This window comes from Aliivibrio thorii (genome assembly GCF_057368585.1).
The window spans coordinates 1,927,234-1,952,993 of record NZ_CM170654.1 but is presented as its reverse complement, the minus strand read 5'-3'; the positions used below and the strand labels follow the sequence as shown (position 1 = coordinate 1,952,993).

General features: G+C 39.1%; 30 protein-coding genes and 1 riboswitch. Of the genes, 22 read left to right on the top strand and 8 right to left on the bottom strand.

The window, feature by feature from the left end; genetic code table 11:
- Positions 1 to 2 precede the first annotated feature (2 nt).
- Positions 3 to 338: an Hpt domain-containing protein gene (locus tag AC2IP4_RS08820; protein ID WP_375322128.1), complete on the top strand. Its 336-nt coding sequence runs from the start codon at positions 3 to 5 to the stop codon at positions 336 to 338.
- On the opposite strand, the gene yvcK is transcribed toward AC2IP4_RS08820, so the two are convergent.
- Positions 327 to 1,205: a uridine diphosphate-N-acetylglucosamine-binding protein YvcK gene (gene yvcK, locus AC2IP4_RS08815; RefSeq protein WP_375322129.1), complete on the bottom strand. Its 879-nt coding sequence runs from the start codon at positions 1,203 to 1,205 to the stop codon at positions 327 to 329. The genes AC2IP4_RS08820 and yvcK overlap by 12 nt on opposite strands.
- 240 nt (positions 1,206 to 1,445) lie before the next feature.
- Positions 1,446 to 1,593, top strand: a riboswitch (molybdenum cofactor riboswitch).
- Between yvcK and moaA the strand changes: the two genes are divergently transcribed.
- The 4 genes from moaA (at position 1,582) to moaE (ending at position 3,753) form a co-directional block, all read left to right on the top strand.
- Positions 1,582 to 2,571 carry a GTP 3',8-cyclase MoaA gene (moaA, locus tag AC2IP4_RS08810; protein ID WP_375322130.1) on the top strand — a complete coding sequence of 330 codons (990 nt, stop codon included), beginning with the start codon at positions 1,582 to 1,584 and terminating at the stop codon, positions 2,569 to 2,571. (Overlaps the previous riboswitch by 12 nt.)
- 12 nt (positions 2,572 to 2,583) lie before the next feature.
- Positions 2,584 to 3,063, top strand: coding sequence for a cyclic pyranopterin monophosphate synthase MoaC (gene moaC, locus AC2IP4_RS08805; RefSeq protein WP_375322131.1), 480 nt, complete (start codon positions 2,584 to 2,586; stop codon positions 3,061 to 3,063).
- Complete coding sequence (moaD, locus tag AC2IP4_RS08800; RefSeq protein WP_486307143.1) at positions 3,060 to 3,305, top strand: molybdopterin synthase sulfur carrier subunit; 246 nt, start codon at positions 3,060 to 3,062, stop codon at positions 3,303 to 3,305. The genes moaC and moaD overlap by 4 nt, the downstream gene beginning before the upstream one ends.
- Position 3,306: 1 nt before the next feature.
- Complete coding sequence (moaE, locus tag AC2IP4_RS08795) at positions 3,307 to 3,753, top strand: molybdopterin synthase catalytic subunit MoaE (RefSeq protein WP_375322133.1); 447 nt, start codon at positions 3,307 to 3,309, stop codon at positions 3,751 to 3,753.
- A 126-nt stretch (positions 3,754 to 3,879) separates the two neighbouring features.
- On the opposite strand, the gene AC2IP4_RS08790 is transcribed toward moaE, so the two are convergent.
- The 5 genes from AC2IP4_RS08790 to cmoA all read right to left on the bottom strand — a co-directional run bounded on the left by AC2IP4_RS08790 (position 3,880) and on the right by cmoA (position 9,069).
- A complete protein-coding gene (locus AC2IP4_RS08790) occupies positions 3,880 to 4,845 on the bottom strand; it encodes an alpha-L-glutamate ligase-like protein (RefSeq protein ID WP_375322134.1) in 966 nt (321 codons plus the stop codon).
- A 3-nt stretch (positions 4,846 to 4,848) separates the two neighbouring features.
- A complete protein-coding gene (locus AC2IP4_RS08785) occupies positions 4,849 to 6,357 on the bottom strand; it encodes an inactive transglutaminase family protein (protein ID WP_105054397.1) in 1,509 nt (502 codons plus the stop codon).
- A gap of 102 nt (positions 6,358 to 6,459) precedes the next feature.
- A complete protein-coding gene (locus AC2IP4_RS08780; RefSeq protein WP_486307144.1) occupies positions 6,460 to 7,230 on the bottom strand; it encodes an ATP-dependent zinc protease family protein in 771 nt (256 codons plus the stop codon).
- A gap of 79 nt (positions 7,231 to 7,309) precedes the next feature.
- Complete coding sequence (cmoB, locus tag AC2IP4_RS08775) at positions 7,310 to 8,284, bottom strand: tRNA 5-methoxyuridine(34)/uridine 5-oxyacetic acid(34) synthase CmoB (protein WP_375322136.1); 975 nt, start codon at positions 8,282 to 8,284, stop codon at positions 7,310 to 7,312.
- A gap of 56 nt (positions 8,285 to 8,340) precedes the next feature.
- Positions 8,341 to 9,069 carry a carboxy-S-adenosyl-L-methionine synthase CmoA gene (gene cmoA, locus AC2IP4_RS08770; RefSeq protein WP_105054400.1) on the bottom strand — a complete coding sequence of 243 codons (729 nt, stop codon included), beginning with the start codon at positions 9,067 to 9,069 and terminating at the stop codon, positions 8,341 to 8,343.
- Between the two features lie 370 nt (positions 9,070 to 9,439).
- On the opposite strand from cmoA, the gene aspS reads away from it, so the two are divergent.
- The 16 genes from aspS to nadA all read left to right on the top strand — a co-directional run bounded on the left by aspS (position 9,440) and on the right by nadA (position 23,860).
- Complete coding sequence (aspS, locus tag AC2IP4_RS08765; RefSeq protein WP_105054401.1) at positions 9,440 to 11,215, top strand: aspartate--tRNA ligase; 1,776 nt, start codon at positions 9,440 to 9,442, stop codon at positions 11,213 to 11,215.
- A gap of 151 nt (positions 11,216 to 11,366) precedes the next feature.
- Positions 11,367 to 11,888 carry a crossover junction endodeoxyribonuclease RuvC gene (gene ruvC / locus AC2IP4_RS08760; RefSeq protein WP_105054402.1) on the top strand — a complete coding sequence of 174 codons (522 nt, stop codon included), beginning with the start codon at positions 11,367 to 11,369 and terminating at the stop codon, positions 11,886 to 11,888.
- A gap of 100 nt (positions 11,889 to 11,988) precedes the next feature.
- Positions 11,989 to 12,612, top strand: coding sequence for a Holliday junction branch migration protein RuvA (gene ruvA / locus AC2IP4_RS08755; RefSeq protein WP_375322137.1), 624 nt, complete (start codon positions 11,989 to 11,991; stop codon positions 12,610 to 12,612).
- Positions 12,613 to 12,684: 72 nt separating this feature from the next.
- On the top strand, positions 12,685 to 13,698 hold the full coding sequence (ruvB, locus tag AC2IP4_RS08750) for a Holliday junction branch migration DNA helicase RuvB (RefSeq protein WP_375322138.1): 1,014 nt from the start codon (positions 12,685 to 12,687) through the stop codon (positions 13,696 to 13,698).
- Positions 13,699 to 14,074: 376 nt separating this feature from the next.
- A complete protein-coding gene (cydA, locus tag AC2IP4_RS08745) occupies positions 14,075 to 15,661 on the top strand; it encodes a cytochrome ubiquinol oxidase subunit I (protein ID WP_181044610.1) in 1,587 nt (528 codons plus the stop codon).
- A gap of 17 nt (positions 15,662 to 15,678) precedes the next feature.
- Positions 15,679 to 16,815 carry a cytochrome d ubiquinol oxidase subunit II gene (gene cydB / locus AC2IP4_RS08740; protein ID WP_375322139.1) on the top strand — a complete coding sequence of 379 codons (1,137 nt, stop codon included), beginning with the start codon at positions 15,679 to 15,681 and terminating at the stop codon, positions 16,813 to 16,815.
- Positions 16,816 to 16,827: 12 nt separating this feature from the next.
- A complete protein-coding gene (gene cydX / locus AC2IP4_RS08735; protein ID WP_012550467.1) occupies positions 16,828 to 16,935 on the top strand; it encodes a cytochrome bd-I oxidase subunit CydX in 108 nt (35 codons plus the stop codon).
- Positions 16,928 to 17,230, top strand: coding sequence for a cyd operon YbgE family protein (locus AC2IP4_RS08730; RefSeq protein WP_105054407.1), 303 nt, complete (start codon positions 16,928 to 16,930; stop codon positions 17,228 to 17,230). The genes cydX and AC2IP4_RS08730 overlap by 8 nt, the downstream gene beginning before the upstream one ends.
- A 179-nt stretch (positions 17,231 to 17,409) precedes the next feature.
- Positions 17,410 to 17,820, top strand: a complete 411-nt coding sequence (gene ybgC, locus AC2IP4_RS08725; RefSeq protein ID WP_105054408.1) for a tol-pal system-associated acyl-CoA thioesterase — start codon at positions 17,410 to 17,412, stop codon at positions 17,818 to 17,820.
- Positions 17,810 to 18,496 (top strand): protein TolQ, encoded by a 687-nt coding sequence (gene tolQ / locus AC2IP4_RS08720; RefSeq protein ID WP_105054409.1) that lies wholly within the window; start codon positions 17,810 to 17,812, stop codon positions 18,494 to 18,496. The genes ybgC and tolQ overlap by 11 nt, the downstream gene beginning before the upstream one ends.
- The gene (tolR, locus tag AC2IP4_RS08715; protein ID WP_060990580.1) at positions 18,496 to 18,942 is read left to right on the top strand and encodes a protein TolR; all 447 of its coding nucleotides are present in this window, start codon (positions 18,496 to 18,498) and stop codon (positions 18,940 to 18,942) included. Before tolQ ends, tolR begins: the two co-directional genes overlap by 1 nt.
- A 15-nt stretch (positions 18,943 to 18,957) precedes the next feature.
- Positions 18,958 to 19,944: a cell envelope integrity protein TolA gene (tolA, locus tag AC2IP4_RS08710; RefSeq protein ID WP_375322780.1), complete on the top strand. Its 987-nt coding sequence runs from the start codon at positions 18,958 to 18,960 to the stop codon at positions 19,942 to 19,944.
- Between the two features lie 10 nt (positions 19,945 to 19,954).
- Positions 19,955 to 21,307, top strand: a complete 1,353-nt coding sequence (gene tolB, locus AC2IP4_RS08705; protein WP_375322140.1) for a Tol-Pal system beta propeller repeat protein TolB — start codon at positions 19,955 to 19,957, stop codon at positions 21,305 to 21,307.
- 32 nt (positions 21,308 to 21,339) lie between these two features.
- Entirely contained in the window at positions 21,340 to 21,903 is a 564-nt protein-coding gene (gene pal / locus AC2IP4_RS08700; RefSeq protein WP_122035416.1) for a peptidoglycan-associated lipoprotein Pal, read from the top strand.
- A gap of 25 nt (positions 21,904 to 21,928) precedes the next feature.
- Positions 21,929 to 22,699, top strand: coding sequence for a tol-pal system protein YbgF (ybgF, locus tag AC2IP4_RS08695; RefSeq protein ID WP_375322141.1), 771 nt, complete (start codon positions 21,929 to 21,931; stop codon positions 22,697 to 22,699).
- A 111-nt stretch (positions 22,700 to 22,810) separates the two neighbouring features.
- Positions 22,811 to 23,860 (top strand): quinolinate synthase NadA, encoded by a 1,050-nt coding sequence (gene nadA, locus AC2IP4_RS08690; RefSeq protein ID WP_130086687.1) that lies wholly within the window; start codon positions 22,811 to 22,813, stop codon positions 23,858 to 23,860.
- 49 nt (positions 23,861 to 23,909) lie between these two features.
- Here the strand turns inward: nadA and AC2IP4_RS08685 are convergent, their stop codons facing one another.
- Positions 23,910 to 24,362 (bottom strand): hypothetical protein, encoded by a 453-nt coding sequence (locus AC2IP4_RS08685; protein ID WP_375322142.1) that lies wholly within the window; start codon positions 24,360 to 24,362, stop codon positions 23,910 to 23,912.
- Between the two features lie 218 nt (positions 24,363 to 24,580).
- Here AC2IP4_RS08685 and AC2IP4_RS08680 point away from each other — a divergent pair, with 218 nt between their 5' ends.
- On the top strand, positions 24,581 to 25,360 hold the full coding sequence (locus tag AC2IP4_RS08680; RefSeq protein WP_375322143.1) for a hypothetical protein: 780 nt from the start codon (positions 24,581 to 24,583) through the stop codon (positions 25,358 to 25,360).
- A 36-nt stretch (positions 25,361 to 25,396) separates the two neighbouring features.
- Here the strand turns inward: AC2IP4_RS08680 and AC2IP4_RS08675 are convergent, their stop codons facing one another.
- Positions 25,397 to 25,618, bottom strand: a complete 222-nt coding sequence (locus AC2IP4_RS08675; RefSeq protein ID WP_486307146.1) for a putative ATP-dependent zinc protease — start codon at positions 25,616 to 25,618, stop codon at positions 25,397 to 25,399.
- Positions 25,619 to 25,760: the final 142 nt, after the last annotated feature.

Here is a 25,760-nt window from a genome sequence, read left to right as displayed (position 1 = left end):
CTGTGAGTCAGTATATAAACCAGAAAGCGGTGAATCAGTTAGTTCAAGAAGTTGGAGACGAGAATGTCCCTTTTCTTTTTGGTATTTTTTGTGATGAGCTAGATGACTTTATTGGTACGCTTAGTACTCAACCTGAGATTGAAAAGGTTAGAGAAATAAGTCATTGCCTTAAAAGCAGTGCCGGTAGTTTTGGCGCTGATAAACTGGCCAGTATGGCGGTTGATATTGAAGAAAAAGCAAAGCTGCACCAAGATGAGTGGGTTGAGCGCAATATCTCCGAGTTTGTAAATATTGCGCGTGGAACTGAAATTGCTTATCGTAAGCTTTTAATTAAGTAAATTAATTATTGCTTGCTTCAATTTATCTCTATCATGGCGCCAATCGTGATTCAATGAAGCAAGATCTGTGGTTTTACAATTATACTCTGATTGTAATTCCACCAGCTCTTTATCTGTTAAAATTACGTCCACTTTTCTCCCTGAGCAGGCTCGCTCACACCATTCCAGCATCATTTTATGGTCCATTTTTCCTGCTGGGCCAAACTCTTTTGATAAGTTATCGATAAAAACTACTTTGGCTTTTTTATTCGCTCCAATAGCTTTACCTAAACCAGGGAGGAGTAAAGGAGGCATAATACTTGTTAAAAAGCTTCCTGGGCCGAGTAAAATTAAATCCGCACTCCTAACAGCTTGAATTGCCTCTAGAGTTGCAGGTACTTCCGGATCTAAAAATAAACGTAAAGGCAATTCATCCATATCATCGACATTGGTTTCACCTGAAATTTTGCGTAAGTCTTTGGTTAATGCCCCTAAGTCAGAAGGATGCTCAGACATTGGAATTATCTGAGTTTCAACTTTTAACATATTACGAATTAAATTTATGGCGTCTAATGGACGAACGCTAAGATTATCTAACGCGGTAAGCATTAAGTTCCCAAGATTATGTCCATGAAGTTCACCTTGGCCTTTAAATCGATACTCAAACATCATTGAGCTGATCGATGGGTCTGTAATTAGCTGATTTATGCAGTTACGAGTGTCTCCCCAAGCAATACCGCCTTGGCATTCTCTAATTCGGCCTGTAGAGCCTCCATTATCAGTGGTAGCGACAATTCCTGTTGCATTACTACCAAAACCACTTAATGCTGCAAGAACGCGCCCTAAGCCGTGTCCACCACCAATAGCGACAATTTGATGTTTATTCATAATATTTATACTTACTTATCACACATAATTAGTAGCAGTGTGGTTTATCTCGAAAGTGACGACAAGCAGTGATTAGTGAAATGTTGAATTAATCACAGTTTATAGACTGAATAACAGCATAAAAATAACATCTATCAAACAAAATGGAGAAATTCTGCTGAAATGGCAAAAAAATTGGAAAACCTTAGAAATATTGAGTATTTTAATAAGAGCGCCAACTAAACTAATAATGGTCTAGTGTGGTTGCCATAACTCCGAGCTTAAGCTACTAAGTTGTTTTTAAGAAGCACTCAATATGTAGCGTAAGCCAGTGACAATTCGGTCACAAGGGTTTGTTTGGAAATGAACAAGCCTCCCGTGTTTGGAAAGGTGTTCCGTGGCGAAACAATTCGAAGATAATTTTAATCGTAAGTTTTATTACTTACGGTTGTCGATTACAGACGTCTGTAATTTTAAATGTACTTATTGCTTACCTGATGGTTATCGACCAGAAAATGGCAAGCGAGAGTCCTTCCTTGAGCTTGATGAAATCAAACGTACGGTGAGTGCGTTTGCCCGTTGTGGTACGTCAAAAGTACGTATTACAGGCGGAGAACCAAGCCTGCGCAAAGATTTTACTGAGATCATTCGTACCGTAGCCTCTCAACCTGGCATCACTAAAGTAGCCACTACGACTAATGGTTATCGTATGGAGAAGCATGTCGCTGAATGGCGAGAAGCTGGCCTTACTGATATCAATGTGAGTGTTGATAGCTTAAATCCCAATATGTTTTATCAGATCACCGGTGAAAATAAATTTGCCGAAGTTATGGCTGGTATTGATAAAGCACTTGAAATTGGATTTAAACAGGTAAAAGTAAATACCGTTTTACTTAAAGATCTTAATAGTACCGAATTACCTTTATTTTTAAAATGGATTCAAACTCGTCCTATTCAACTTCGTTTTATTGAATTGATGCAAACGGGTGAAATGAACGATTTGTTTAAAAATCATCATCAGTCTGGTGTGTCGATCCGTAATCATTTAATTGCTAACAATTGGATATTGAAACAACGCGGTGAAAGCGATGGTCCAGCTCAAGTCTTTACCCACCCAGATTACATAGGTGAAATAGGGTTAATTATGCCTTATGAAAAAGACTTTTGTCAGAGTTGCAACCGACTTCGAGTATCAGCAAAAGGCAAATTACATATGTGTTTATTTGGTGATTACGGTGTTGATTTACGAGAGTTGTTACAAGAAGATTCGCAGCAAGATGAGTTGATTCAATGCATTCAAACTCAGTTAGATAATAAAGCAGAAGGTCATTTTTTACATGATGGCCATGCTGGAATGACCCCTCATTTAGCCTCAATTGGTGGATAATAAAGAAGAATTATGTCAAATTTTACTCATATTAATGCCTCTGGTGAGGCGAACATGGTTGATGTATCAGCTAAACAAGAAACAGTGCGTGAAGCGCGTGCAGAAGCGTTTGTTCATATGGCGCCAGAAACGCTGAATCTGATTGTTTCTGGTTCTCACCACAAAGGTGATGTGTTTGCGACAGCTCGTATTGCGGGCATTCAAGCAGCGAAAAAAACATGGGATCTTATTCCATTATGTCATCCATTACTGCTAACCAAAGTTGAAGTTCAACTTGAAGCCATTGAAGCTGAAAACATGGTTCGTATTGAATCTGTATGTAAATTAGCGGGCAAAACTGGCGTTGAAATGGAAGCATTGACAGCGGCATCGGTTGCAGCATTAACCATCTATGACATGTGTAAAGCGGTTCAAAAAGACATGGTTATTGGGCAAGTTCGTTTACTAGAAAAGACGGGCGGTAAATCTGGACACTTTAAGGTAGACGCATGATCACAGTATTATTTTTCGCTCAAACAAAAGAGTTAGTAGGCACTGACAAACTGGAACTTATTGGTGATTACGCAACAGCTGAAGCGATTCGTGAAGAGTTAAGCCAAAAAGAAGGCAAGTGGGATTTAGCGCTAGAGAAGGGCAAATTACTGGTTGCGATTAATCAAACGATCTCAAGCTTAGATTCAGCGGTTTCTGATGGTGACGAAGTGGCATTTTTCCCACCGGTAACGGGTGGTTAATATGATTTCTGTTCAAGAGCATGATTTTAATGTCGGTGATGAATATCAATTATTAGCAGAAGGTACTTCCGCAGGAGCGATTGTAACTTTTATTGGTAAAGTTCGAGACATGAACCTTGGTGATGATGTCACAGGGCTTTCTCTAGAGCATTACCCTGGGATGACTGAAAAGTCTCTGAATGATATCGTTGCACAAGCAAAAGCGCGTTGGCCACTGCTTAAAGTGAAAGTAATCCACCGAGTGGGAGACTTAGAACTTGGTGATCAAATTGTGTTTGTTGGTGTATCAAGTGCGCATCGTGGTGCTGCATTTGATTCATGCGAATTCATTATGGATTACTTAAAAACCAATGCACCGTTTTGGAAAAAAGAACGAACAACCAAAGAAGTGCGCTGGGTTGAATCAAGAGATACGGATAAATCAGCGGCGCAACGCTGGGAAAAGTAATTATCTAAATAGTGGCTATTAGAATCGGTATTCGATTTGGAAAGTAGCAATAGAAGATAAATAAAAAGGGAAGAGAGCATAGGCTTTCTTCCCTTTTTTTATTTGGATTGTGCTCGTGGTGGTCTGTTATTTATTATAAATACCAAACTGTTCCATCGCATAAGCAACACGAGCTTCAGGAGTTGGGTATGGAACCGTCTCCTCTAAGCTTTCGATATGCTTTAATCGAGGTAACAAGCCTGTTCCATTAGCAATTTGAATCGCTAAACCAGGGCGAGCATTAAGCTCTAGAACCATAGGGCCATATTTTTTATCTAGAACCATATCAGTGCCCATGTAGCCTAGACCTGTCATTTCCCAAGCACTTGATGCAAGCGTTAACAGTTTATGCCAATGTGGTACTTCTAAGGTACTTAATAGTTTTCCTGTATCTGGGTGTTTTTCAACAGGTAAGTCAAATTGTACTGCGCGTACTGCTCTGCCTGTACCGATATCAATACCAACCCCAACAGCACCTTGGTGTAAGTTAGCCTTACCATCTGAATCTGTGGTTGATAAACGCATCATTGCCATTACAGGGTAGCCCTTAAATACAATAATACGAACATCAGGCACGCCTTCGTAACTGAAGCCGTCAAACACATCATCAAATTCGATTAAGTTTTCAATCATAGCAACGTCATTTTTCCCACCAAGGGAGAAAAGACCAGCTAATGTATTAGTAATATGGCGTTCAACATCTTGTTTGTTTGCTTCTGCACCAGATGGTTTGTAGTAAACCCCATCTTTATGAGATGTGACAACTAAAATGCCTTTACCACCACTACCTTGAGCTGGTTTGATTACAAAACCAGGCCAATCTTTAACGATATCATGAATGTTTTTTACTTCAGCTTGGCTATCAATCACCCCGATAAGCTTAGGAACAGTTGCTCCCGCTTTTTCAGCAATGATCTTTGTTTTTAATTTATCATCAACCAATGGGTACTTACTTCGGTCATTGTAACGGCCAATATAGCCACCGTTACGTTGATTCATTCCCATGATCCCTTTCGCGTTTAGTTTTGCAGGAGATGTAAATCTACTAAACATAGGTTAGTCCTCCGCTAAAGGCTTAAAGCGACGAAGCTCACTTAAACGGTAACCAGTATAATTACCAAGCATTAGAATTACCGCTAAGATAATTAACTGAATGCCAATAAAGTTAAAGGTTAAGTGTTGTACAAATGGATTTGTCATTGCGATGTAGATAAGGACAGCGGTTAGCAGTGAACCACCACCTTGAGTCGCAACTTCTTTCCAACCTTCTTCTTCCCATAGGATAGACATACGTTCTACGGTCCAAGAAAGGATAATCATTGGGAAGAAAGTAATACTTAATCCAGCGGTTAAACCAATCTTAAAGGCAACAATCGTAAAGATTGAAATTATCATGATGACGGTGATGATCACCGCGGAGATCCTGGCGACCAGAAGTAGGTTGAGTTTGGATAAATAACTACGAATAACTAAACCAGTACCTACAATCAGTAAGAAGCCGACAATCCCTGTGACTAGCTGAGTCTGAACAAAGGCAACGGCAATAAGTACAGGCATGAAAGTACCAGACGTTTTTAAACCGACAATGACTCGTAAGAAAACAACCATTAGCGCACCGATAGGAATAAGCATGATGGTTTTAAACATCGACTGCTCTTCAAGCGGTAGGCTGTGAATAGAGAAGTTTAATAGATTATCTGCTTCTACTTTCTTCTCGGTTGCGGCTGTTGGAGAAATCTCCTGAGCAATCATCGAGAAGTTAATTTGGCTATTTTTACCACCAACGACATCGAGTAAAGAGACATTGGTTTCATCCCAAAGTAGCAAATTAGCTGGTTGGCCTTGTTCGCCACTTTCTGGGTTGAATAGTTGCCATTTTTCGCCACTCCATACTTCAATCATGTGTTGAACTGATTGACGACGACGACCATCTTCTAGCCAAAGCGTGCCAACAACTTTGTTATGAATCGCTTCATAGCTTAGTAATTTAGAAACGGCTTGAACTTTAGTTAAGTCATTTAGAAGTAAAGACGCATTTTGATTATCAGGATCGTTGAATTGTTTAATTAATTCACGAGTTAAGGTGATGTCATCAGAAGAACGGGCTCTTGCTTGTTCTAGTAATGAAATTGCAGCAGCCTCATGTGGTCCTTCAAATGTTACCGCTTCTGGTTTGTCAGTTTTTGGCGGTTCAATTGTGGCATGCGCTTGTGGGTCAACTAAGATCTGAGTTTTGTAATATAAAGTCTGTGGACCATCAGCTTGACGGATTGTCCATTCAGCGCGACGTCCATGCTCTGTCGTTAAATAGGCAATACCGTAACCAGGTGAAGATGCACTTTCATCAACAATAGTAAAACCGGCTTGAGTTTGCGGTGCAGCCATAGATACCTTTACAGGCTTATTTACTGCATCAAATTGAATTCGGGCCTCTACGTCCCAAACTTGACTTCTTTCTCCTGGTGTCCAAGGTACTCCGTATGAGTCATGGCGTAACCAGCTCAATGTAAGTCCTGCGACGATTAATAGTGAGATAAGAAAATAAAAAGGCACTCTTGATGGCATAACGTCCTCATTGTGATGGCATAAGTGGAAGATAATTATAATTCAAGCGGTAATTTATGCTACTAACATATTGAATAAATTACCGCTTATTTGAGGTAGGAGCTATTTTTTGCTTTGAACAAACTCTTTACTGACATCGATAACAGCAATATCTTGTATAAACTCTCTACCCAATAAAACAGAATGGGTCATGTGAGAGCGATCTGCAAGAGTAAACTGCACTTTTTCATTGATTGCTCCAAGTTTGATCCATAATTCAACAACAGGGCGACGTTGAGCTTCTTCAGTTGTTGATTGACGAATTTTAACATTACGGATTACAGGAGCTGTGATCCACTCTAATTTGCCATCTTCTGTTTTTGCGTTTTGATTAACTAAGTGGAATCGAACCCACTGAGTACCATTGCGTTCAAACTCTTGAAGATCGACAGCATTAAGAGAAGAAGTCGTTGCTCCTGTGTCTATACGAGCACTGAATTTTTGTTGTATATCAGCAATTTCTACGTTTTCAATGGCACCTAAAATAAGCGTGTCTTTTAGTGATTGCGTTTGCATAGAAACAGGAACTGGTGCTAAGCGAGCCTTTTTAGAGGTCGCTTGCTTTATACTTGTTTGAATTTTGGTTTGTTCAGTTCGAACCATCGATAGCTCTTCTGATACATTCGATAACTCTTTTTCTAATGTGGAAATATAGTCATTTTGAGTCTCAATTTTTGTTTCCATACCATCTAAACGAGTATTTAGATTGGTTTCCATAGACTTAATGGCTGCAATTGTTTCTGTATTATCTGAAGCGACTGGTGTTGCTTGTTGAGTCAGTGCGCATCCTGAAAGGCTTAAAATAGCAACCAGTGGTAGAATTCGTTGGATCATTTTATGTTCCGTTGAGTTAAATTAACATGTGCATAGTAACGATAATAAATAGGGGCGGATAGCCCCACAATGTTAGCGTTTAGTCAGGTTTTTTAGCAATTAAGATCGCACGCTTAGGAGCAGGGTGGCCTTCAATTGTTTTTGTTGGATCATTTGGGTCTAAGTATTCTGGTAGAGAATTGTGTTTCATCCATTCCGTTGAGCGTTGTTCTCCTGTTGTAGTAACGCATTCATCCACAATTTTAACATCTACAAAACCAACGCTTTCTAACCATACTTTTAATGCTCGCGCAGATGGGAAGAAGAAAACATTACGCATTTGAGCATAACGTTCAACAGGCATTAATACTGCGTTTTCATCACCATCAATAACCAGCGTTTCTAGCACTAATTCACCGCCAGAGACTAATTGGTTTTTCAATTGAATCAAATGGTCGAGTGGAGAACGGCGGTGATAAAGAACCCCCATGCTAAATACAGTATCAAATGCATTTAGTTCAGGAAGCTGTTCAATACCTAATGGTAATAAATGCGCGCGTTGGTCATTGCCCATTAATTTACGAATGGCTTCGAATTGAATTAAAAATAAATGTGATGGGTCAATACCAACACATAAGCGAGCTTCTTCGCCTAGCATACGCCACATGTGGTAGCCATTACCGCAACCTACATCTAAAATTGAGCGGTTTTTAAGTGGGGTAATGTGAGGCAGTAATCGATCCCATTTCCAGTCTGAGCGCCACTCTGTGTCAATGTGAATATCATGAACAGTAAATGGCCCTTTACGCCAAGGGTGGAAGGTTTGTAATAAGTTTTCTAACTTTTTACGCTCCCCATCAATTAAAGGGGTGTTGTTTGACAGGGTCACTGATGATTTTAAATTGATATTATCCGCACAGCCTTCAGGAATTTTCTTTAACGCTTTTGTCCAACGCTCGATGTCACCATGTTCAGCATTTTGCCAATCAGTTAATTGCTGAGGTAAAGTGTTTAACCAAGGCTGGAGAATGGTATCCTGAGAAACGAGCGTATAAAAATTAGCAAAATTTAACATGAGATATCTTTAGTTAATAAATTAGGTAAAAAATAGAAAAACAAGAACAGTTATTTTTATTTTATCGCAAACATCGATCCAAAGTTGAAGCATTGGAACCATACTTCTGCACTTTTAAAACCAATGTCTTTAAAACGTTCTTTATGGGTATCAATTGGATCTGGCAGCATTACATGTTCAATCGCGCTGCGTTTTTGGCTTATTTCTAGCTCACTGTAGCCATTAGCACGTTTGAAATCATGGTGTAAATCAATAAGCAATTCATTTGCAGTGTCATCTTCAAAAATGTATTTTTCAGATAAAATGAGAATACCGCCAGGGCGTAAACCTGCATAGATTTTTTCTAATAATGCTCGTCGATCGACAGGAGCTAGAAATTGTAATGTGAAATTTAACACCACCACCGAGGCATCTTGTATATCTACATCACGAATGTCCGCTTCTATAATTGATACTGGTGTATCTGAACGGTAAGCATTAATCAGTAGACGACAACGCTCAACCATTGCTGATGAATTATCGACACCAATGATTTGACACCCTTCTTGATTGATATGACGACGCATAGATAATGTTGCTGCACCTAAAGAACAGCCTAAATCATAGACTGTTGAATGGGGCTTAGCGTAACGTTCTGCTAGCATTCCGATTGCTGAGATTATATTACTGTAACCCGGAATAGAGCGCTGTATCATATCAGGGAAGACTTCTGCGACTCGTTCATCAAAAGTAAAGTCGCCGATTTTATCAATAGGTGTTGAAAAAATAGTATCAGGGTTAGCCATGGTATTCTCACAAAGGCACGTTGTTTATCCGTACTTATTTATATCCATTCTAGGTAAATATTGGTGTGTTCTACTTACCTAGAATTGCATACATCAGTGCTCTCCTGCACATGATGACACTATTGTAGTTAATTCTTATCTTAAAGTCTTTAGGCCAATGAGAATTGAAAGTGAACTTTTTTTACTCCTTGCTATGTCGTTAGAATGTTTTTCCTTTATAATGGCGCTATATTTTTACGTTTTGTATATTAATACAGCAAAGTAGCTGTTTTATTAGTCATTTTAGCAAACGTAAATCGGTTTATGAGAAGTGCAGTAGGCTTTTTATTGCATTTACTATTGATATGTATATTAGATTGGGAAAATCATCATGCGCACCCATTACTGTGGTAACCTGAACAAGTCCCTTGCAGGGCAAACTGTAGAACTTTGCGGCTGGGTAAACCGCCGCCGTGATTTAGGCGGTCTTATCTTTATTGATATGCGAGATCGTGAAGGTATCGTTCAGGTAGTTGTTGATCCAGATATGAAAGATATCTTTTCAATCGCTAACCAACTGCGTAATGAGTTCTGTATCAAATTTACTGGTGAAGTACGTGTTCGTCCTGACAGCCAGGTAAATAAAGACATGGCTACGGGTGAAGTTGAACTTTACGCGACAGGTCTTGAGATCATCAACCGTTCAGAAGCGCTTCCGTTGGATTTCAATCAAACAAATTCAGAAGAGCAACGCCTCAAGTACCGTTACATTGATTTACGTCGTCCAGAAATGAGTGATCGCATCAAGTTACGTGCTCGCGCATCTAGCTTTGTTCGTCGTTTCTTAGATGAAAATCTATTCTTAGATATTGAAACTCCAGTACTAACAAAAGCAACGCCAGAAGGCGCTCGTGATTACCTAGTACCGAGCCGTGTTCATAAAGGCAGTTTCTACGCACTTCCACAATCACCACAGTTGTTTAAGCAACTTTTGATGATGTCTGGTTTTGACCGTTATTATCAAATCGTTAAATGTTTCCGTGATGAAGATTTACGTGCTGACCGTCAACCTGAATTTACCCAAATCGATATCGAAACGTCTTTCTTATCATCGACTCAAGTTCGTGAAATCACAGAGCGTCTAGTTCATGATATGTGGAAAGAGCTATTAGATGTTGAACTTGGTCAATTCCCAATCATGCCATTCTCAGAAGCGATCCGTCGTTTTGGTTCTGATAAGCCAGATCTACGTAACCCATTAGAGTTAGTTGACGTTGCTGATCTTCTTAAAGAAGTTGAATTCCAAGTATTCGCTGGTCCTGCTAACGATGAAAAAGGCCGTGTAGCGGTTATTCGTGTTCCTGGTGGCGCATCACTGTCTCGTAAGCAAATTGATGAATACGGTAAGTTCGTAGGTATCTACGGCGCGAAAGGTCTAGCTTGGATGAAAGTGAACGATCGTGCTGCAGGATTCGAAGGTGTTCAATCTCCTGTTGCTAAGTTCCTAAGCGAAGATATCGTAAACAGCATTTTAGAGCGTACTGAAGCTGAAACTGGCGATATCATTTTATTTGGTGCAGATAAAGCAGGCATCGTTGCAGAAGCAATGGGCGCTTTACGTATTAAATTAGGTGATGATCTTGAGCTTACAGATAAGAAAGCTTGGGCTCCACTTTGGGTTATTGATTTCCCAATGTTTGAAGAAGATGGCGAAGGTAACTTGCACGCGATGCATCACCCATTCACATCTCCTTTAGGTGTTACCGCTGAAGAGCTTAAAGCAAACCCAGCAGCAGCAAACTCTGATGCGTACGACATGGTTATTAATGGCTATGAAGTGGGTGGTGGTTCTGTTCGTATTCACAATGCAGAAATGCAAACAGCGGTATTTGGTATCCTAGGTATCGAAGAAAAAGAGCAACATGAGAAATTTGGTTTCTTACTTGAAGCTCTTAAGTACGGTACGCCGCCACACGCAGGTCTTGCATTCGGTCTTGACCGTTTAGCAATGCTTCTTTGTGGCACTGAAAACATCCGTGATGTTATCGCCTTCCCGAAAACAACAGCAGCAGCGTGTCTACTAACGAATGCGCCAAGTCTTGCTAATCCTGAGTCTCTTGAGGAATTAGCGATTGCAGTAAAAATTGCTGAGAAAAAAGACGCTTAATTTAAGTTATCTTTATTCTTAAAAATGCCCGTGTAATGCGGGCATTTTTGTATCTGTTATATTTAAAATGAGAAAGTCGTACATTACGAATGCCTTGAGTTTATAGTGGTATCTAGCTAATATACATGTATAAATAATCAGTGGTTTTACTATGTCTATCATTTTAGGAATTGATCCAGGCTCTCGGATCACAGGGTATGGCGTTATCCGTCAAAATGGCCGTCACCTTCAATATTTGGGTAGTGGCTGTATTCGTATGTCAGAGAAAGAACTTCCTGGACGTTTAAAACAAATATACGCAGGTGTTTCTGAAATCATTACTCAATTCCAACCGGATGTATTCGCCATTGAACAAGTTTTCATGTCTAAAAATGCGGATTCAGCCTTAAAGTTAGGACAAGCAAGAGGAAGCGCAATTGTTGCTGCAGTAAATGCAGATTTGCCAGTATACGAATATGCAGCTCGTTTAATTAAACAAGCAGTAACAGGAACGGGTGGGGCAGATAAAGCACAAGTCCAGCACATGGTTATGACAATGTTGAAACTTCCGGCAAAACCACAAGCCGATGCTGCCGATGGGTTAGGGGTTGCGATTTGTCATGCAAATACTAATAAAACCTTAATTGCATTAGCAGGCAAAGCGACAGGCGCAAGGCGAGGGCGCTATCGTTAAGGTTTTACTTCCTTAAAGTAAATTCTCACTTCTTTAACTGGATATCTATCCAGTTCTTTATTACTATCTGAACTGTTATTTAATTTAAAGAGTATCTATTGTGATTGGACGTCTTCGCGGAAATTTATTAGAAAAGCAACCACCAGAATTATTGATTGAAGTCAGTGGTATTGGTTATGAAGTTCAAATGCCAATGAGCTGTTTTTATGAATTACCTGAAGTGGGTTCAGAAGCGATTATTTATACTCATTACGTTGTGCGTGAAGATGCTCAGCTTTTATATGGCTTTAATACTAAAAATGAACGAGCTTTGTTTCGTGAAGTAATTAAAGCAAATGGTGTGGGTCCTAAACTTGGTCTTGCTATTTTATCTGGCATGACAGCATCTCAATTTGTACAAAGCGTAGAGCGTGAAGATATTTCGACTTTAGTAAAATTGCCTGGTGTTGGAAAGAAGACAGCAGAGCGTTTAGTGGTTGAAATGAAAGATCGTCTTAAAGGCTGGGGAGCTGGTGATTTATTTACACCGGCAGCTGATGCTGCGCCGATGGATGATAGTTCTGATTTAATTTCCTCTCCTCAAAGTGCACAAGATGAAGCTGTAAGTGCACTGATATCCCTTGGTTATAAGCCAGTACAAGCGTCTAAAATTGTTTCTCAAGTAGCAAAACCTGATATGACAAGTGAAGCGCTAATCCGTGAATCATTAAAATCGATGATCTAATATCATTTAATGTTTTCTATTAATTGTTTTTACTTACTACTATTTATTTATTGAATCGCTGAGTGCCATTTTATGATTGAAGCTGATCGCCTTATTGCTGCTGATAACCCTGTTTTTCGTGAAGAAGAAGTCATCGACCGAGCGATACGTCCGAAGAAATTAGAAGACTATCGAGGTCAAGACCATGTTCGCAGCCAGATGGAAATTTTCATTAAAGCAGCGCAAATGCGTAATGAACCCCTCGATCATCTATTGATTTTTGGTCCTCCAGGCTTGGGTAAAACGACATTAGCGAATATCGTTGCCAACGAGATGGAAGTAAATATTCGTACGACTTCTGGTCCTGTTCTTGAAAAAGCAGGAGATTTGGCGGCGCTTCTGACTAACTTAGAAGAAAACGACATTTTATTTATTGATGAGATCCATCGATTAAGCCCTGTTGTTGAAGAAATACTGTACCCTGCAATGGAAGATTATCAGTTAGATATTATGATTGGTGAGGGCCCTGCAGCTCGTTCTATTAAAATTGACTTACCACCTTTTACTCTTATCGGTGCAACGACAAGGGCTGGTTCACTAACGTCTCCATTGCGTGATCGTTTTGGTATTGTGCAGCGATTAGAGTATTACAAAGTCGATGATCTTCAATATATTGTTCAGCGTAGTGCTGATTGCCTGAATTTATCGATGGAATCTGAAGGCGCATTGGAAGTTGCCCGTCGCGCTCGTGGTACACCACGTATTGCCAACCGATTATTACGTCGAGTACGAGATTATGCAGATGTAATGAGCGATAGTCATATATCTTCTGAGATTGCAGACAAAGCGTTGAACATGCTTGATGTTGATGTCCGTGGTTTTGATTACATGGATAGAAAGCTTTTATTGGCCATTATGGAAAAATTTGATGGTGGTCCGGTTGGCCTTGATAATATTGCTGCAGCGATTGGTGAAGAAAGAGATACGATTGAAGATGTCATCGAACCTTACTTAATTCAACAAGGTTACTTACAGCGAACACCAAGAGGGCGAATAGTTTCTGATCGAGCTTATTTGCATTTTGGCATTGATAGACCAGAGAAATAGTAAAAAGTTACCTATTCATAATTTGTCATAGTACATTAATAAAATAATAAGTTTAGTGAAAGCGGGTGATCAAAATCATCCGTTTTTTCGTATGAGAAATGTGTAAAGTGTGAAAAACATGTGTTTATGTAAAAAAAACTGTAATTAACTTTCAAAAAAAGGGACAAATCTTTTGAAAGATATCGTGTTTCCTATTAATATTAGCGAGTTCTATATTAGGTTACGCTTAACATTAAGCTAACGTTTTTTACATAATTATGTAACACTTTATGGTTACCAATACGTTATAACTATTAGAGCCATAAAATAGTGTCACATTCACCCAAATAGAGTGAAAGCACTGTGTCATTCAGCCTGACACAAAGGAGTTCTCATGATCACTGATGTAGTGGAGTTATCGCGATTGCAGTTTGCAATGACAGCGATGTATCACTTCCTATTCGTTCCTCTGACTTTAGGTATGGCCTTTTTATTGGCTATCATGGAGTCTTTATATGTAATGACAGACAAACAAATCTACAAGGACATGACAAAGTTCTGGGGTAAATTGTTTGGTATTAACTTCGCATTAGGTGTTGCTACGGGCCTAACGATGGAGTTCCAGTTTGGTACTAACTGGGCTTATTATTCTCACTATGTTGGTGATATCTTCGGGGCACCTCTTGCTATCGAAGCACTAATGGCTTTCTTCCTTGAATCTACTTTTGTAGGTTTATTCTTCTTTGGTTGGGATCGTTTATCAAAACGTCAGCACCTTACGGTAACGTGGTTAGTTGCTTTAGGTTCTAACTTCTCAGCACTTTGGATTCTAGTTGCGAATGGTTGGATGCAGAACCCTGTGGGCGCTGAATTTAACTTTGAAACAATGCGTATGGAAATGGTTAGCTTTGCAGAAGTGGTGTTAAACCCAGTTGCTCAAGTTAAATTCGTTCATACCGTTGCTTCTGGTTACACTTGTGGTGCAATGTTTGTTCTTGGTGTAAGTTCTTACTACCTACTTAAAGGCCGTGATGTTGCGTTTGCTCGTCGTTCATTTGCTATCGCTGCTTCTTTTGGTATGGCATCAATCTTATCTGTAATGGTACTTGGTGATGAATCTGGTTATGAACTAGGTGAAGTTCAACAAGTTAAGCTAGCAGCAATTGAAGCTGAGTGGCATACAGAAGAAGCACCTGCAGCCTTTACTGTTTTTGGTTTACCAAACCAAGAATCGATGGAAACTGATTATGCAATTAAGATCCCATATGTAATGGGTATTATTGCAACCCGTTCATTTGATAAACAAGTAACAGGTTTACGTGATTTAAAAGAACAGCACGAAGTACGTATCCGTAACGGTATGATTGCTTACGAATTGCTAGAAAAATTACGTAATGGTGATAAAACACCGGAAAACATCGCTGCGTTTGATGATGTTAAGCATGACTTAGGGTATGGCTTATTACTTAAGCGTTATACCGATAAAGTTGTTGATGCAACAGAAGAGCAAATTAAAGCCGCTGCGGATGACTCAATCCCTACAGTATGGCCTCTGTTCTTCTCGTTCCGTATTATGGTTGCTTGTGGTGTAGCAATGCTACTTATCTTTGGTTTTGCTTTTGTTCAGACATGCCGTCAGAAAATTGGTCAAAAATCGTGGTTACTTAAAGCTGCCTTATTTGGTATGCCGCTACCATGGATTGCGATTGAAGCAGGTTGGTTTGTTGCAGAGTATGGCCGTCAACCATGGGCTGTTGGTGAAATTCTACCAGTTAACGTTGCAGCATCAGCATTGACAGCAACAGAGATTCTAATCTCAATGGCTGCAATCATTGGCTTATACACGATATTCTTGATTGCTGAAGTTTACCTAATGGTGAAGTTCGCGCGCAAAGGTCCAAGTAGCCTGAAAACGGGTCGCTACCACTTTGAGCAAGATGGTCAAGATTCAGAAGCGAAATTAACTCGTCAAGTAGAAGCATAAAAACGGAGATTTGAGCAATGTTTGATTACGAAGTATTGCGATTTGTTTGGTGGGCATTGATCGGTGTATTACTGATTGGCTTCGCTGTAACAGATGGTTTCGATATGGGTGTTGGTGCACTAGTACCCGTTATCGGTAAAACTGATTCAGAACGTCGAGTTATGATTAACTCAATCGCGCCTCATTGGGATGGTAACCAAGTATGGTTAATCACTGCTGGTGGTGCACTATTTGCTGCATGGCCACTCGTTTACGCTGCATCATTCTCAGGTTTTTACCTAGCGATGATCGTAACATTAGCGTCATTGTGGTTCCGCCCTGTAGGTTTTGATTACCGTTCTAAAATTGAAGACAAACGCTGGCGTTCAGCGTGGGATACAGCAATCTTTATCGGTAGCTTTGTTCCTCCTGTCATTTTTGGTGTGGCATTTGGTAACCTACTTCAAGGTGTACCATTTGAGCTTAACAACCTAATGATGCTTAGCTATCATGGTGGTTTCTTTGAATTGCTTAACCCATTCGCATTATTGTGTGGTTTAGTTAGCTCTGCAATGTTCATCACGCAAGGTGCAACATGGCTACAGATGAAAACGACGGATGAACTTCATTCTCGCTCTCGTAATGTAGCGATGATCTGTAGCTTAGCAGTAATCGTACTATTTGTTATTGCTGGCTTCTGGGCTCAAAGCATCGAAGGTTATGTTATTACAAGTGTACTTGATCATAACGCACCGTCAGATCCATTGAATAAAGAAGTTGTTCGTGAAGTAGGCGCATTATTTAATAATTATAATGAATACCCATTACTTTGGATTGCTCCAATCCTAGCAGTAGTAATGCCAATCATTACAATCATTGCTTCTCGTGCAAATATTGCTGGTTTAGCTTTCTTAAGTTCAAGCTTAACGAACGCTGGTGTTATCTTAACGTCTGGTTTTGCTTTATTCCCATTCGTAATGCCATCAAGCTTTAATCCAGATCATGGTCTAACTATGTGGGATGCAACTTCAAGTGAGCTGACATTGAAAATTATGACAGGCGTTGCTGTTGTAATGGTTCCAATTATTCTTACTTATACTATTTGGACGTACTACAAAATGTTTGGTCGTCTTGATGCTAAATTCATCGAAGAGAACAAGACGTCTCTATACTAAGGAATATTTATTATGTGGTATTTCGCATGGATTCTAGGCGTGCTGCTAGCATGTTCATTTGCAATCATTAATGCACTTTGGTTAGAGCATTCAGAAATGATGGACAAAGACAGTGAGTAATCTCGCTGACAAAATAGATAATGTTCAACGTCCAATTAATAATATTATCGTAAGATTATTATTAGTTGGGGTGGCTATTTTTCACATGGCAATGCTTATGTGGGAGCCAACGGTATATTCAGAACAAATTGGTGGCTTTGATGGGCTATTAGCTCCTAGCTTAATTTATTCGGTATGTACGGCATTCATTTTTGCTGTTGGATTCGTTCCACAGAAATGGATTTGGAAATTATTATTTAGTCCATATTTTTCAATATTAATTTTGGGATACTTTAGCTACCTTTATTTTATGTAGTTTTAGCATCCAATAAATTTGTATATTGGAACATCATACTAAGCGGTTTGTTACTTTTTAGGGTAATGAACCGCTTTTTTTTGACGATTTAACTCCAAAATCCAGATTTGATATAGTGAAAATAGTCAATTATCAGTTATAGTTAGCATCTGATTTTTCAATAAAAAGAGAAATGTGTCGTGGATAAAAATGCATTTAAATGGCCTATAACCATTTATTATGAAGATACCGATGCCGGTGGGGTTGTTTACCATTCAAATTATCTTAAGTTTTTTGAACGGGCACGAACGGAATTATTACGCCAACACGGTGTCTCCCAACAAGTGCTTTTAGAAAAATCAGTCGGATTTGTCGTTAAAAACGTAACGATGGACTTTATTCAAGGTGCTCGATTAGATGAGCAGCTTATTGTTGAAACATTCATAACAGAAATTAAAAGGGTATCACTGACCTTTTGTCAGTTATTGGTTAATTTTGAAGGGAAAGTATTGTGCAAAGCTACAGTTAAGGTAGCCTGTATTGATAACGCTAAAATGAAACCAACAGCGATACCACTATTTATATTATCGGAGATATCTTGTGACAGGTGAATTATCAATTCTCGATCTATTTTTACAAGCTAGTTTATTAGTTAAGATCGTGATGCTTATTTTATTGAGCTTATCTGTAATGTCATGGGCGATGATTTTTAAACGCTCAAAAGTGTTAGCTGTTGCGCGTACCGATGCCGAACGTTTTGAAGATAAATTTTGGTCAGGCATGGATCTTGCGCAATTATTTAATGAAGTAAAAGTTCGTAAAGAAAGAATTAGCGGAACAGAAAAAATCTTCTATTCTGGTTTTAATGAATTCGCACGTTTATCTCGTGTTAATGGTTCGTCATCAGATGCGGTTATGGATGGCACAATTCGAGCTATGCGCGTAACAGTATCGCGTGAAGTTGATAGCCTTGAAACTAATTTACCGTTTTTAGCAACGGTTGGCTCTATTACTCCATATATTGGTTTGTTCGGTACGGTATGGGGCATTATGCATGCATTTATCGCATTAGGCGCTGTAAAGCAAGCAACGTTAGCGATGGTAGCTCCTGGTATTGCAGAAGCACTTGTGGCTACGGCTATGGGTTTATTTGCGGCAATTCCAGCAGTAATCGCATATAACCGTTTAAGTGTAAAAGTAGGTAAGCTAGAACATAACTACGCTGCATTTATGGATGAGTTCTCAAGTATCTTGCACCGCCAAGCAATGACAAGTCAGGAGAAGTAATGTCTGGCTATCAACCTAAGAAGAGAAAATTAACAGCTGAGATTAATGTTGTTCCCTACATTGATGTCATGTTAGTACTATTAATTATCTTTATGGTAACCGCTCCGTTTGTTACTCAGGGTGTTGATGTTGAACTTCCAGAGATGACGAATACTAAATCAGCGCAAGCGATGGCAGGGGAAGACCCAAATGCTACGTTTATCATTGTTGAAGTTGATAAAGACGGTAATCTTGGTTTAAGTGTTGATAACCAAGAGGTTCGTCGACCAATGTCAATGCAAGAGATGATCACTAACGTTAAAGCTGAGCTGAGTATTAAACCTAATTCACCCGTTGCGGTTGGTGGTGATGCTAGCACGCCATATTCAGAGATAGTTTTAGTTCTTGATGAATTAAGCCGTGCAGGGGTAAGTAAAGTTGGATTACTTACCGATCTCAAGGAATAGAGTGAATAATCATTGATGAAATCGGATAATAATTACACCTTCGCCATCATTGTTTCTGTCGTGTTGCATTTGCTACTCGTTGCAGCACTGCTTTTTGGAAGTAATTTTTCTTTGGATGAAAAGGCGAAGCCTAATACGATCCAAGCGGTTGTTATTGATCCTAATACTATTGCAAAACAAGCATCTCAAATTCGTCAAGAAAGAGAAAGAGCTGAACGAGCAGAAAAAGAACGTTTAAAACGATTAAAACAGCAAGCTGCTCAATTGGAAAAAAACCGTAAAGTAGAAGAAGATCGAATTCGTAAGCTTAAAGAGCAGCAAGTCAAAGAGAAAAAAGCTGCTCGTAAAGCAGAAGACGATCGAAAAAAAGCGGTCGCCGCTGAGAATGAACGAAAACGTAAAGCTGAGACGGCAGCAAAGGCTGAAGCGGCCAGAGTTGCCAAGGTAAAAGCAGATAAAGAAAAAGCGGCGAGAGCGTCAGCAGAGAAAGCCAGAATAGACAAAGAACGAGCAGCTAAGGCAGAAAAAGAACGTTTGGCTAAAGAAAAATTAGCGAAAGAAAAAGCCGTGAAAGCAGAAGAAGATAAGAAAGCAAAAGCGGAAGCCGAGCGAGTTGCAAAAGCGAAAGCAGAAGCTGAGCGTAAACAGAAAGAAGCGGCATTGAATGATATTTTTGCTGGTTTAGAGGATGAAACCGTTCAAAATAGTTCAGCGAAACAACAATATATTGATGATGAAGTGAATCGATATGGTGCTATTTATACTCAGATGATCCAGCAGAATTTATTGGTTGATGAGGCTTATGTCGGTAAAAGCTGTCGTGTAAAAATTAAATTAGCGTCATCAGGGTTACTTTTATCTGTGACCACATTAAATGGTGATGCACAGGTATGTCGTGCAGCGAAAACGGCAGTAACAAAAGTAAATGTATTCCCAATGCCAACTGACGGTGATGTTGTGACTAAATTAACAAACATCAACCTTACGGTAGAGCCAGAATAAGGAAGAGCAAGTGTTTAAACGATGGATATTAACTCTTTTTGTTGCCTGTTTAAGTTTTAGTCAGATTGCAAGAGCAGAATTAGAGCTGGTTATTACAGAAGGGGTCGACTCTGCAAGACCAATAGGCATTGTGCCTTTTAAATGGCACGGAGAAGGCAAGTTACCACAAGATATTTCTGCTATCATTTCATCTGATTTGCAGCGTAGTGGTAAATTCAGTCCAGTCGCGACTAATAAAATGCCACAAACTCCATATAAAGATTCGGATATCAATTACGAATCTTGGACTAAGATGGGGGTTGATGCGATTGTTACTGGTGAAGTAAAGCTTAATGCTCAAGGTAAATATGAAGTTACTTATAAATTAATTGATGTCGTTCGTGGTCAATTAACAAAAGGCAATTCAAAAGCGCTTAATTCCAGTGGTGAATTAGTTTCAACAAAAGATCATATATTGGTTAACAAAGTTGCGACTTTATCGACAAAGCAACTTCGTAAGTATGCACACCGTATTTCAGATGTGGTTTATGAAAAACTGACAGGTGAAAGAGGGGCTTTTCTTACTCGAATCGCTTATGTTGTGGTTAATGATAAAGCGCAATATCAGTATCAACTACGTATCGCTGACTATGATGGCTATAATGAACGTTTAGTCTTAAAATCGAAACAACCAATCATGTCACCAGCATGGTCACCTGATGGTAAGAAATTAGCTTATGTAAGTTTCGAAAATAGAAAATCACAAGTTTTTATTATGAATATTTACACCGGTAAGAGAGAATTAATTGCTTCTTACCCCCGTCATAATGGGGCCCCTCGTTTTTCACATGATGGCAAAGAATTAGCTATTGTGTTGTCAAAAACAGGGAGCTTGCAAGTGTACGTTGTAAACTTGCAAACGAAAAAAATGCGTCAAATTACGCGCGGAAGATCAAATAATACGGAACCTTTTTGGGCTCCTGATAACAAGTCTTTAATATTTACTTCAGATCGGGGTGGTAAACCTCAGATTTATAGAGTAAATTTACAAGACGGTTCAACAAAACGTTTAACCTGGCAAGGCAGTCAAAATCTTGGTGGGCAGATTACTCCAGACGGTAAATTTATCGTTATGGTTAATCGCTCAGAGACTGGATTCAATCTAGCGAAACAAGATTTAGAAACTGGTGCCGTCCAGGTCTTAACCAAGACACTACTGGATGAGTCACCTAGTATTGCGCCAAATGGCGGCATGGTGATTTACAGTTCCATGTATAGAAAACAGAATGTACTTTCTATGGTTTCTATAGATGGCCGTTTTAAAGCTCGCTTACCAGCGACAAACGGACGTGTAAGGGCACCAGCGTGGTCGCCATTTTTATAGCTACTAAATATTTAGGAAATAAGGAAAATATAATGCAACTAAATAAACTTCTTAAGAGTCTTTTAATCGCACTGCCAGTGGTTGCTCTTTCTGCTTGTAGTTCTAGCGACAGCGCAACTGACAGTACTGCTGGTCAAGAATCAACAAACGGCGTAGAAACTCAAACAACTGGCGCTGAAGGTCAAACAGATACTACTGTTGTAACTTCTGTTGAAGTTGATGAAGTAATGACTGAAGCTGAAGTACGTGCTCAAGCTGAGCAAGAGCTTCGTAAAGTTCAGACTGTTTACTTCGCATTTGATAACTCAACAATCTCTTCTGAGTACCAAGACATGCTTGCTGCACACGCTGCTTTCTTAAGCGCTGATCCAGCAATCAAAGTAACAGTTGAAGGTCACGCGGATGAGCGTGGTACTCCTGAGTACAACATCGCACTAGGCGAGCGTCGTGCTAAAGCAGTTTCTAAATACCTACAAGCTCTAGGTGTTTCTGCTGACCAAATCTCTATCGTAAGCTACGGTGAAGAGAAGCCACTAGTACTAGGCCAAACTGCTGAAGATTATGCTAAAAACCGTCGCGCTGTATTAGTATACTAATCGACAGTTTATAAGGCAGACTTATATGAAATACAGTAACCTTAAGCGAATTATTCCGCTTACGTTGCTGGCGAGTGCGGCGACCCTTGTGGTCGCCGCTCCTGCTCCAGTCACCGATTTAAATGCAACAGCCACCTCTTCTGCTCCAGCATCTTCTACAAGTATTGAGCGTCTAGAACGCTTAATTAAAAGCCGTAATCAAATTCAACTGCAGTTACAACAACAACTTGATGGCTTATCGGAAGAATTGTCTGAAATGCGTGGTACGGTTGAACGTAATACCTACGAGCTTGATCAAATGCTAGAACGTCAGCGCCAGCTATACATTGAAATCGATACACTGAGAACAGCAAAGCCAGTTCCAGTCGTTACACCAACAGAAGGCGCGGGTGATACTGATACTTCAGGTTCTTATGCGGCTGATACTAACGAAAATGAAGCTTACCAAAATGCGGTAGATCTTATTTTAAAGAAAAAAGACTACGCTGGAGCAACAAAGGCATTCCAAGAATTTGTCGTTGCTTATCCTGATTCGGTATATAGCTCAAATGCACATTATTGGTTAGGACAGCTTTATTTTGCTCAGAAAAATGACATAGAAGCTACAAAAAGTTTTGCAAAAGTAGTAAGTTATGCTGATTCAAATAAACGCGCAGATGCTTTATTAAAATTAGGTGAACTTGCTAAACGAAATAACAATAAAGCTGCGGCTCAAAAATATTATCAAAAAGTGATTTCTGAATATCCAGATAGCACAACAGCGAAAACAGCTGATAATCAGTTAAAATCGTTATAAATAGAAACTAAAAAGGAGCTGAAGTGCTCCTTTTTTATTGCCTCTAACTTGCTGCCAATAGCATAAGGCGTATAATATCGAGATTATTTTAAGATATTAATGAGCTGAGCAATGGGCCACATTTTAGACCACGTCGATACGGTATATCCTTTTCCTCCAAAACCTATCAAATTAAGCGCCGATGAGAAAACGCAGTACATCGCGAAAATTAAGCAGTTGCTTAGCGATAAAAATGCGGTATTAATTGCTCATTATTATACAGACCCTGAGATCCAAGCATTAGCAGAAGAGACAGGCGGCTTTGTTGGTGATTCACTTGAAATGGCTAAATTTGGTAATCGTCATGATGCGAAGACATTAGTCATTGCTGGTGTTCGTTTTATGGGTGAATCTGCAAAGATCTTAACGCCTGAAAAAACAATCTTAATGCCAACGCTAGAAGCTGAATGTTCGCTTGATCTTGGTTGTCCTGCTGATAAATTTACAGAGTTCTGTGATGCTCATCCTGATCACACCGTTGTTGTTTATGCGAATACCTCAGCAGCAGTAAAAGCACGTGCTGATTGGGTCGTAACATCAAGTATCGCACTAGAAATTGTTGAGCACCTTGATGATGAAGATAAGAAAATCATCTGGGGGCCAGATCGTCATTTAGGTTCATACATTGCGAACAAAACAGGTGCAGACATGCTGTTATGGCAGGGTGAATGTATTGTTCATGATGAGTTCTCAGCAAAAGCACTAAAAGATGCAAAAGCACTTCACCCAGATGCTGCCGTTTTGGTTCACCCTGAATCACCTGCAAGTGTGGTTGAATTGGCAGATGCGGTAGGCTCTACAAGTCAGTTAATTAAAGCTGCGAAAGAGTTACCACAGCAGAAAATGATTGTGGCAACTGATAAAGGTATCTTTTTCAAGATGCAGCAAATGGTGCCAGAAAAAGAGCTATTAGAAGCACCAACAGCCGGTGCTGGTGCAACATGCCGTAGCTGTGCTCACTGCCCGTGGATGGCGATGAACGGTCTTGTAGCGATTGAGAAGGCTCTTAATGAAGGTGGTGCCGAGCATGAGATCTTTGTTGATGAAGAAACACGTCTAAAATCACTTATCCCACTAAATCGTATGTTAGATTTTGCCGAGCAATTAAACGCAAATAAGTAATGCTTTAAGTAGTTAAATAAAAATGGCGACCAAGTTGGTCGCCATTTTTTTATTCTTTATCGCTTAAAGCAAAGTAAATCTTAGAGACAATAATTTCAGATATTAATATAGTGAAAACTACAGCAAAGAAAGCGACGACACCGTTTAATGGCCCATCAAATGATACTTTGTCACCAAATAAAATATTAATGGCTTCTAGCATAATAAATTTACTACCAACCAAAATCGTATAGCTACTTAATCCACGATATATTTTTGGTGCTGTTCCTGGTTTAGATTTAAAGTAATCAGCAATTCGGTGTTCTGCATTGATCGATAACTTCAATAATAACTGCAATAAAATCGCAGCAGCGAATGATATGGTAAATGATTCAATGTTTACAAAATCCCAATATTCATCAAAAAAATTTAATACTGTTAAATCAACAAGAACTGCTAGTGTATAGCCGACAAATAAACGTTGAGGAGTGTTAAAACCATATTCTTTAGTTGTTGAGCTCATATTGTATTCCTAATTATTATTTAAATATATTATTCATTTTCTGGTTATTATAGTGCCTATTTATTTATCATATGAAAAGTGCACTAAAATTAATTGGCGCGAAATGGTAAAAATATATATTAAATTACAGACTCAAGTCTAAATATAGTGATAATTGGTTCATTAAACAAAATAAATGCTCTATATTATTTATGTGATTGTAATTAATGGAATTATGTATGAAATATGGATTGTTTCTTTTTGTGATTTTTAGTACATCAGTTTTTGCAAAAGAGCAGGAGGAGTGGGACTTCCTGCTTGTTTTCCCAATGATGTGGGCACCTAGTATCGAAGGCAGTGTATCTTCTGGTGAGGATATTGTTCGTGTTGATGTTCCATTTGAAAATATATGGGACGGACTCGCTTTTGGTTTAATGGGGGATTTTTATGCTAAAAAAGGGAGGTGGTTAGTTGGGGCTCGTGCAAATTACCTATATATGAAAGACTCGGTGCAAACAGAAGGCTTAGATGGTCCTATAACGGGTACCGTTATCTCTCCTGGACACGATATAACAACAAGAATGCATTTATCGGTTAATGATTTATTTTTTGGGTATGAAGTCTATCCTAACCTAGAAATACTCACTGGTGTTCGCCATACATACAGTCAAGTTGAACTGGATATTAACGCATTATCAAATGATGGTTTTATTCATGTAAATGGTTCGGCTTTGTTAGCGAAAGAGCATCTATTTGATTGGCTTGTTGGTATTAAATACAACAAATATTTTGATGATCGCTGGGGTATATCAGTAAGCGCTGATTTTAATGTTATAGGCGATAACGACGTTAATCATGGCTTCAATATTATGGGAATTTATCAGTTTACAGAAGCTCATAATCTATGGTTTGGCTATCGTTATCTGAATATTGCCAATGAGATGAAAGCAGAAGGTGTGAATATAGAAATCGACTTAGTAGAAAAAGGGCCCCAACTGGGATACGCCTATCGATTCTAGTTCGTTTTCATCTCAAATCACCGATAGTAATTAAGATTACAACGGTTGATTAATAGAGACATCAACAATAGCTCTATTTTCTAGAATATTTCGCCCAATAAGAACTGGGTATGTCATGTGACTTCTGTCTTTTAATGTAAATTCAGCAAAGATAGGTTCGCCTTGGATTACTACATTTAGATTAACAACCGGACGAGTCTTGATACTATTGCTGCTTGCTTGACGGATTTTGGCTATTCGTACAACCTTCTTTTTCATTTTATAACCTCTTAAAGTATCGGTTAACTTTAAGATGGCTAGTACATTTTTACTTATTATTGAAGGAAATCCTTTAAATGGTGTTGAATGTGTAACAAACCCTAAAACGCAAAAATTAATTATGAAAGACGGTGTTGTGTAT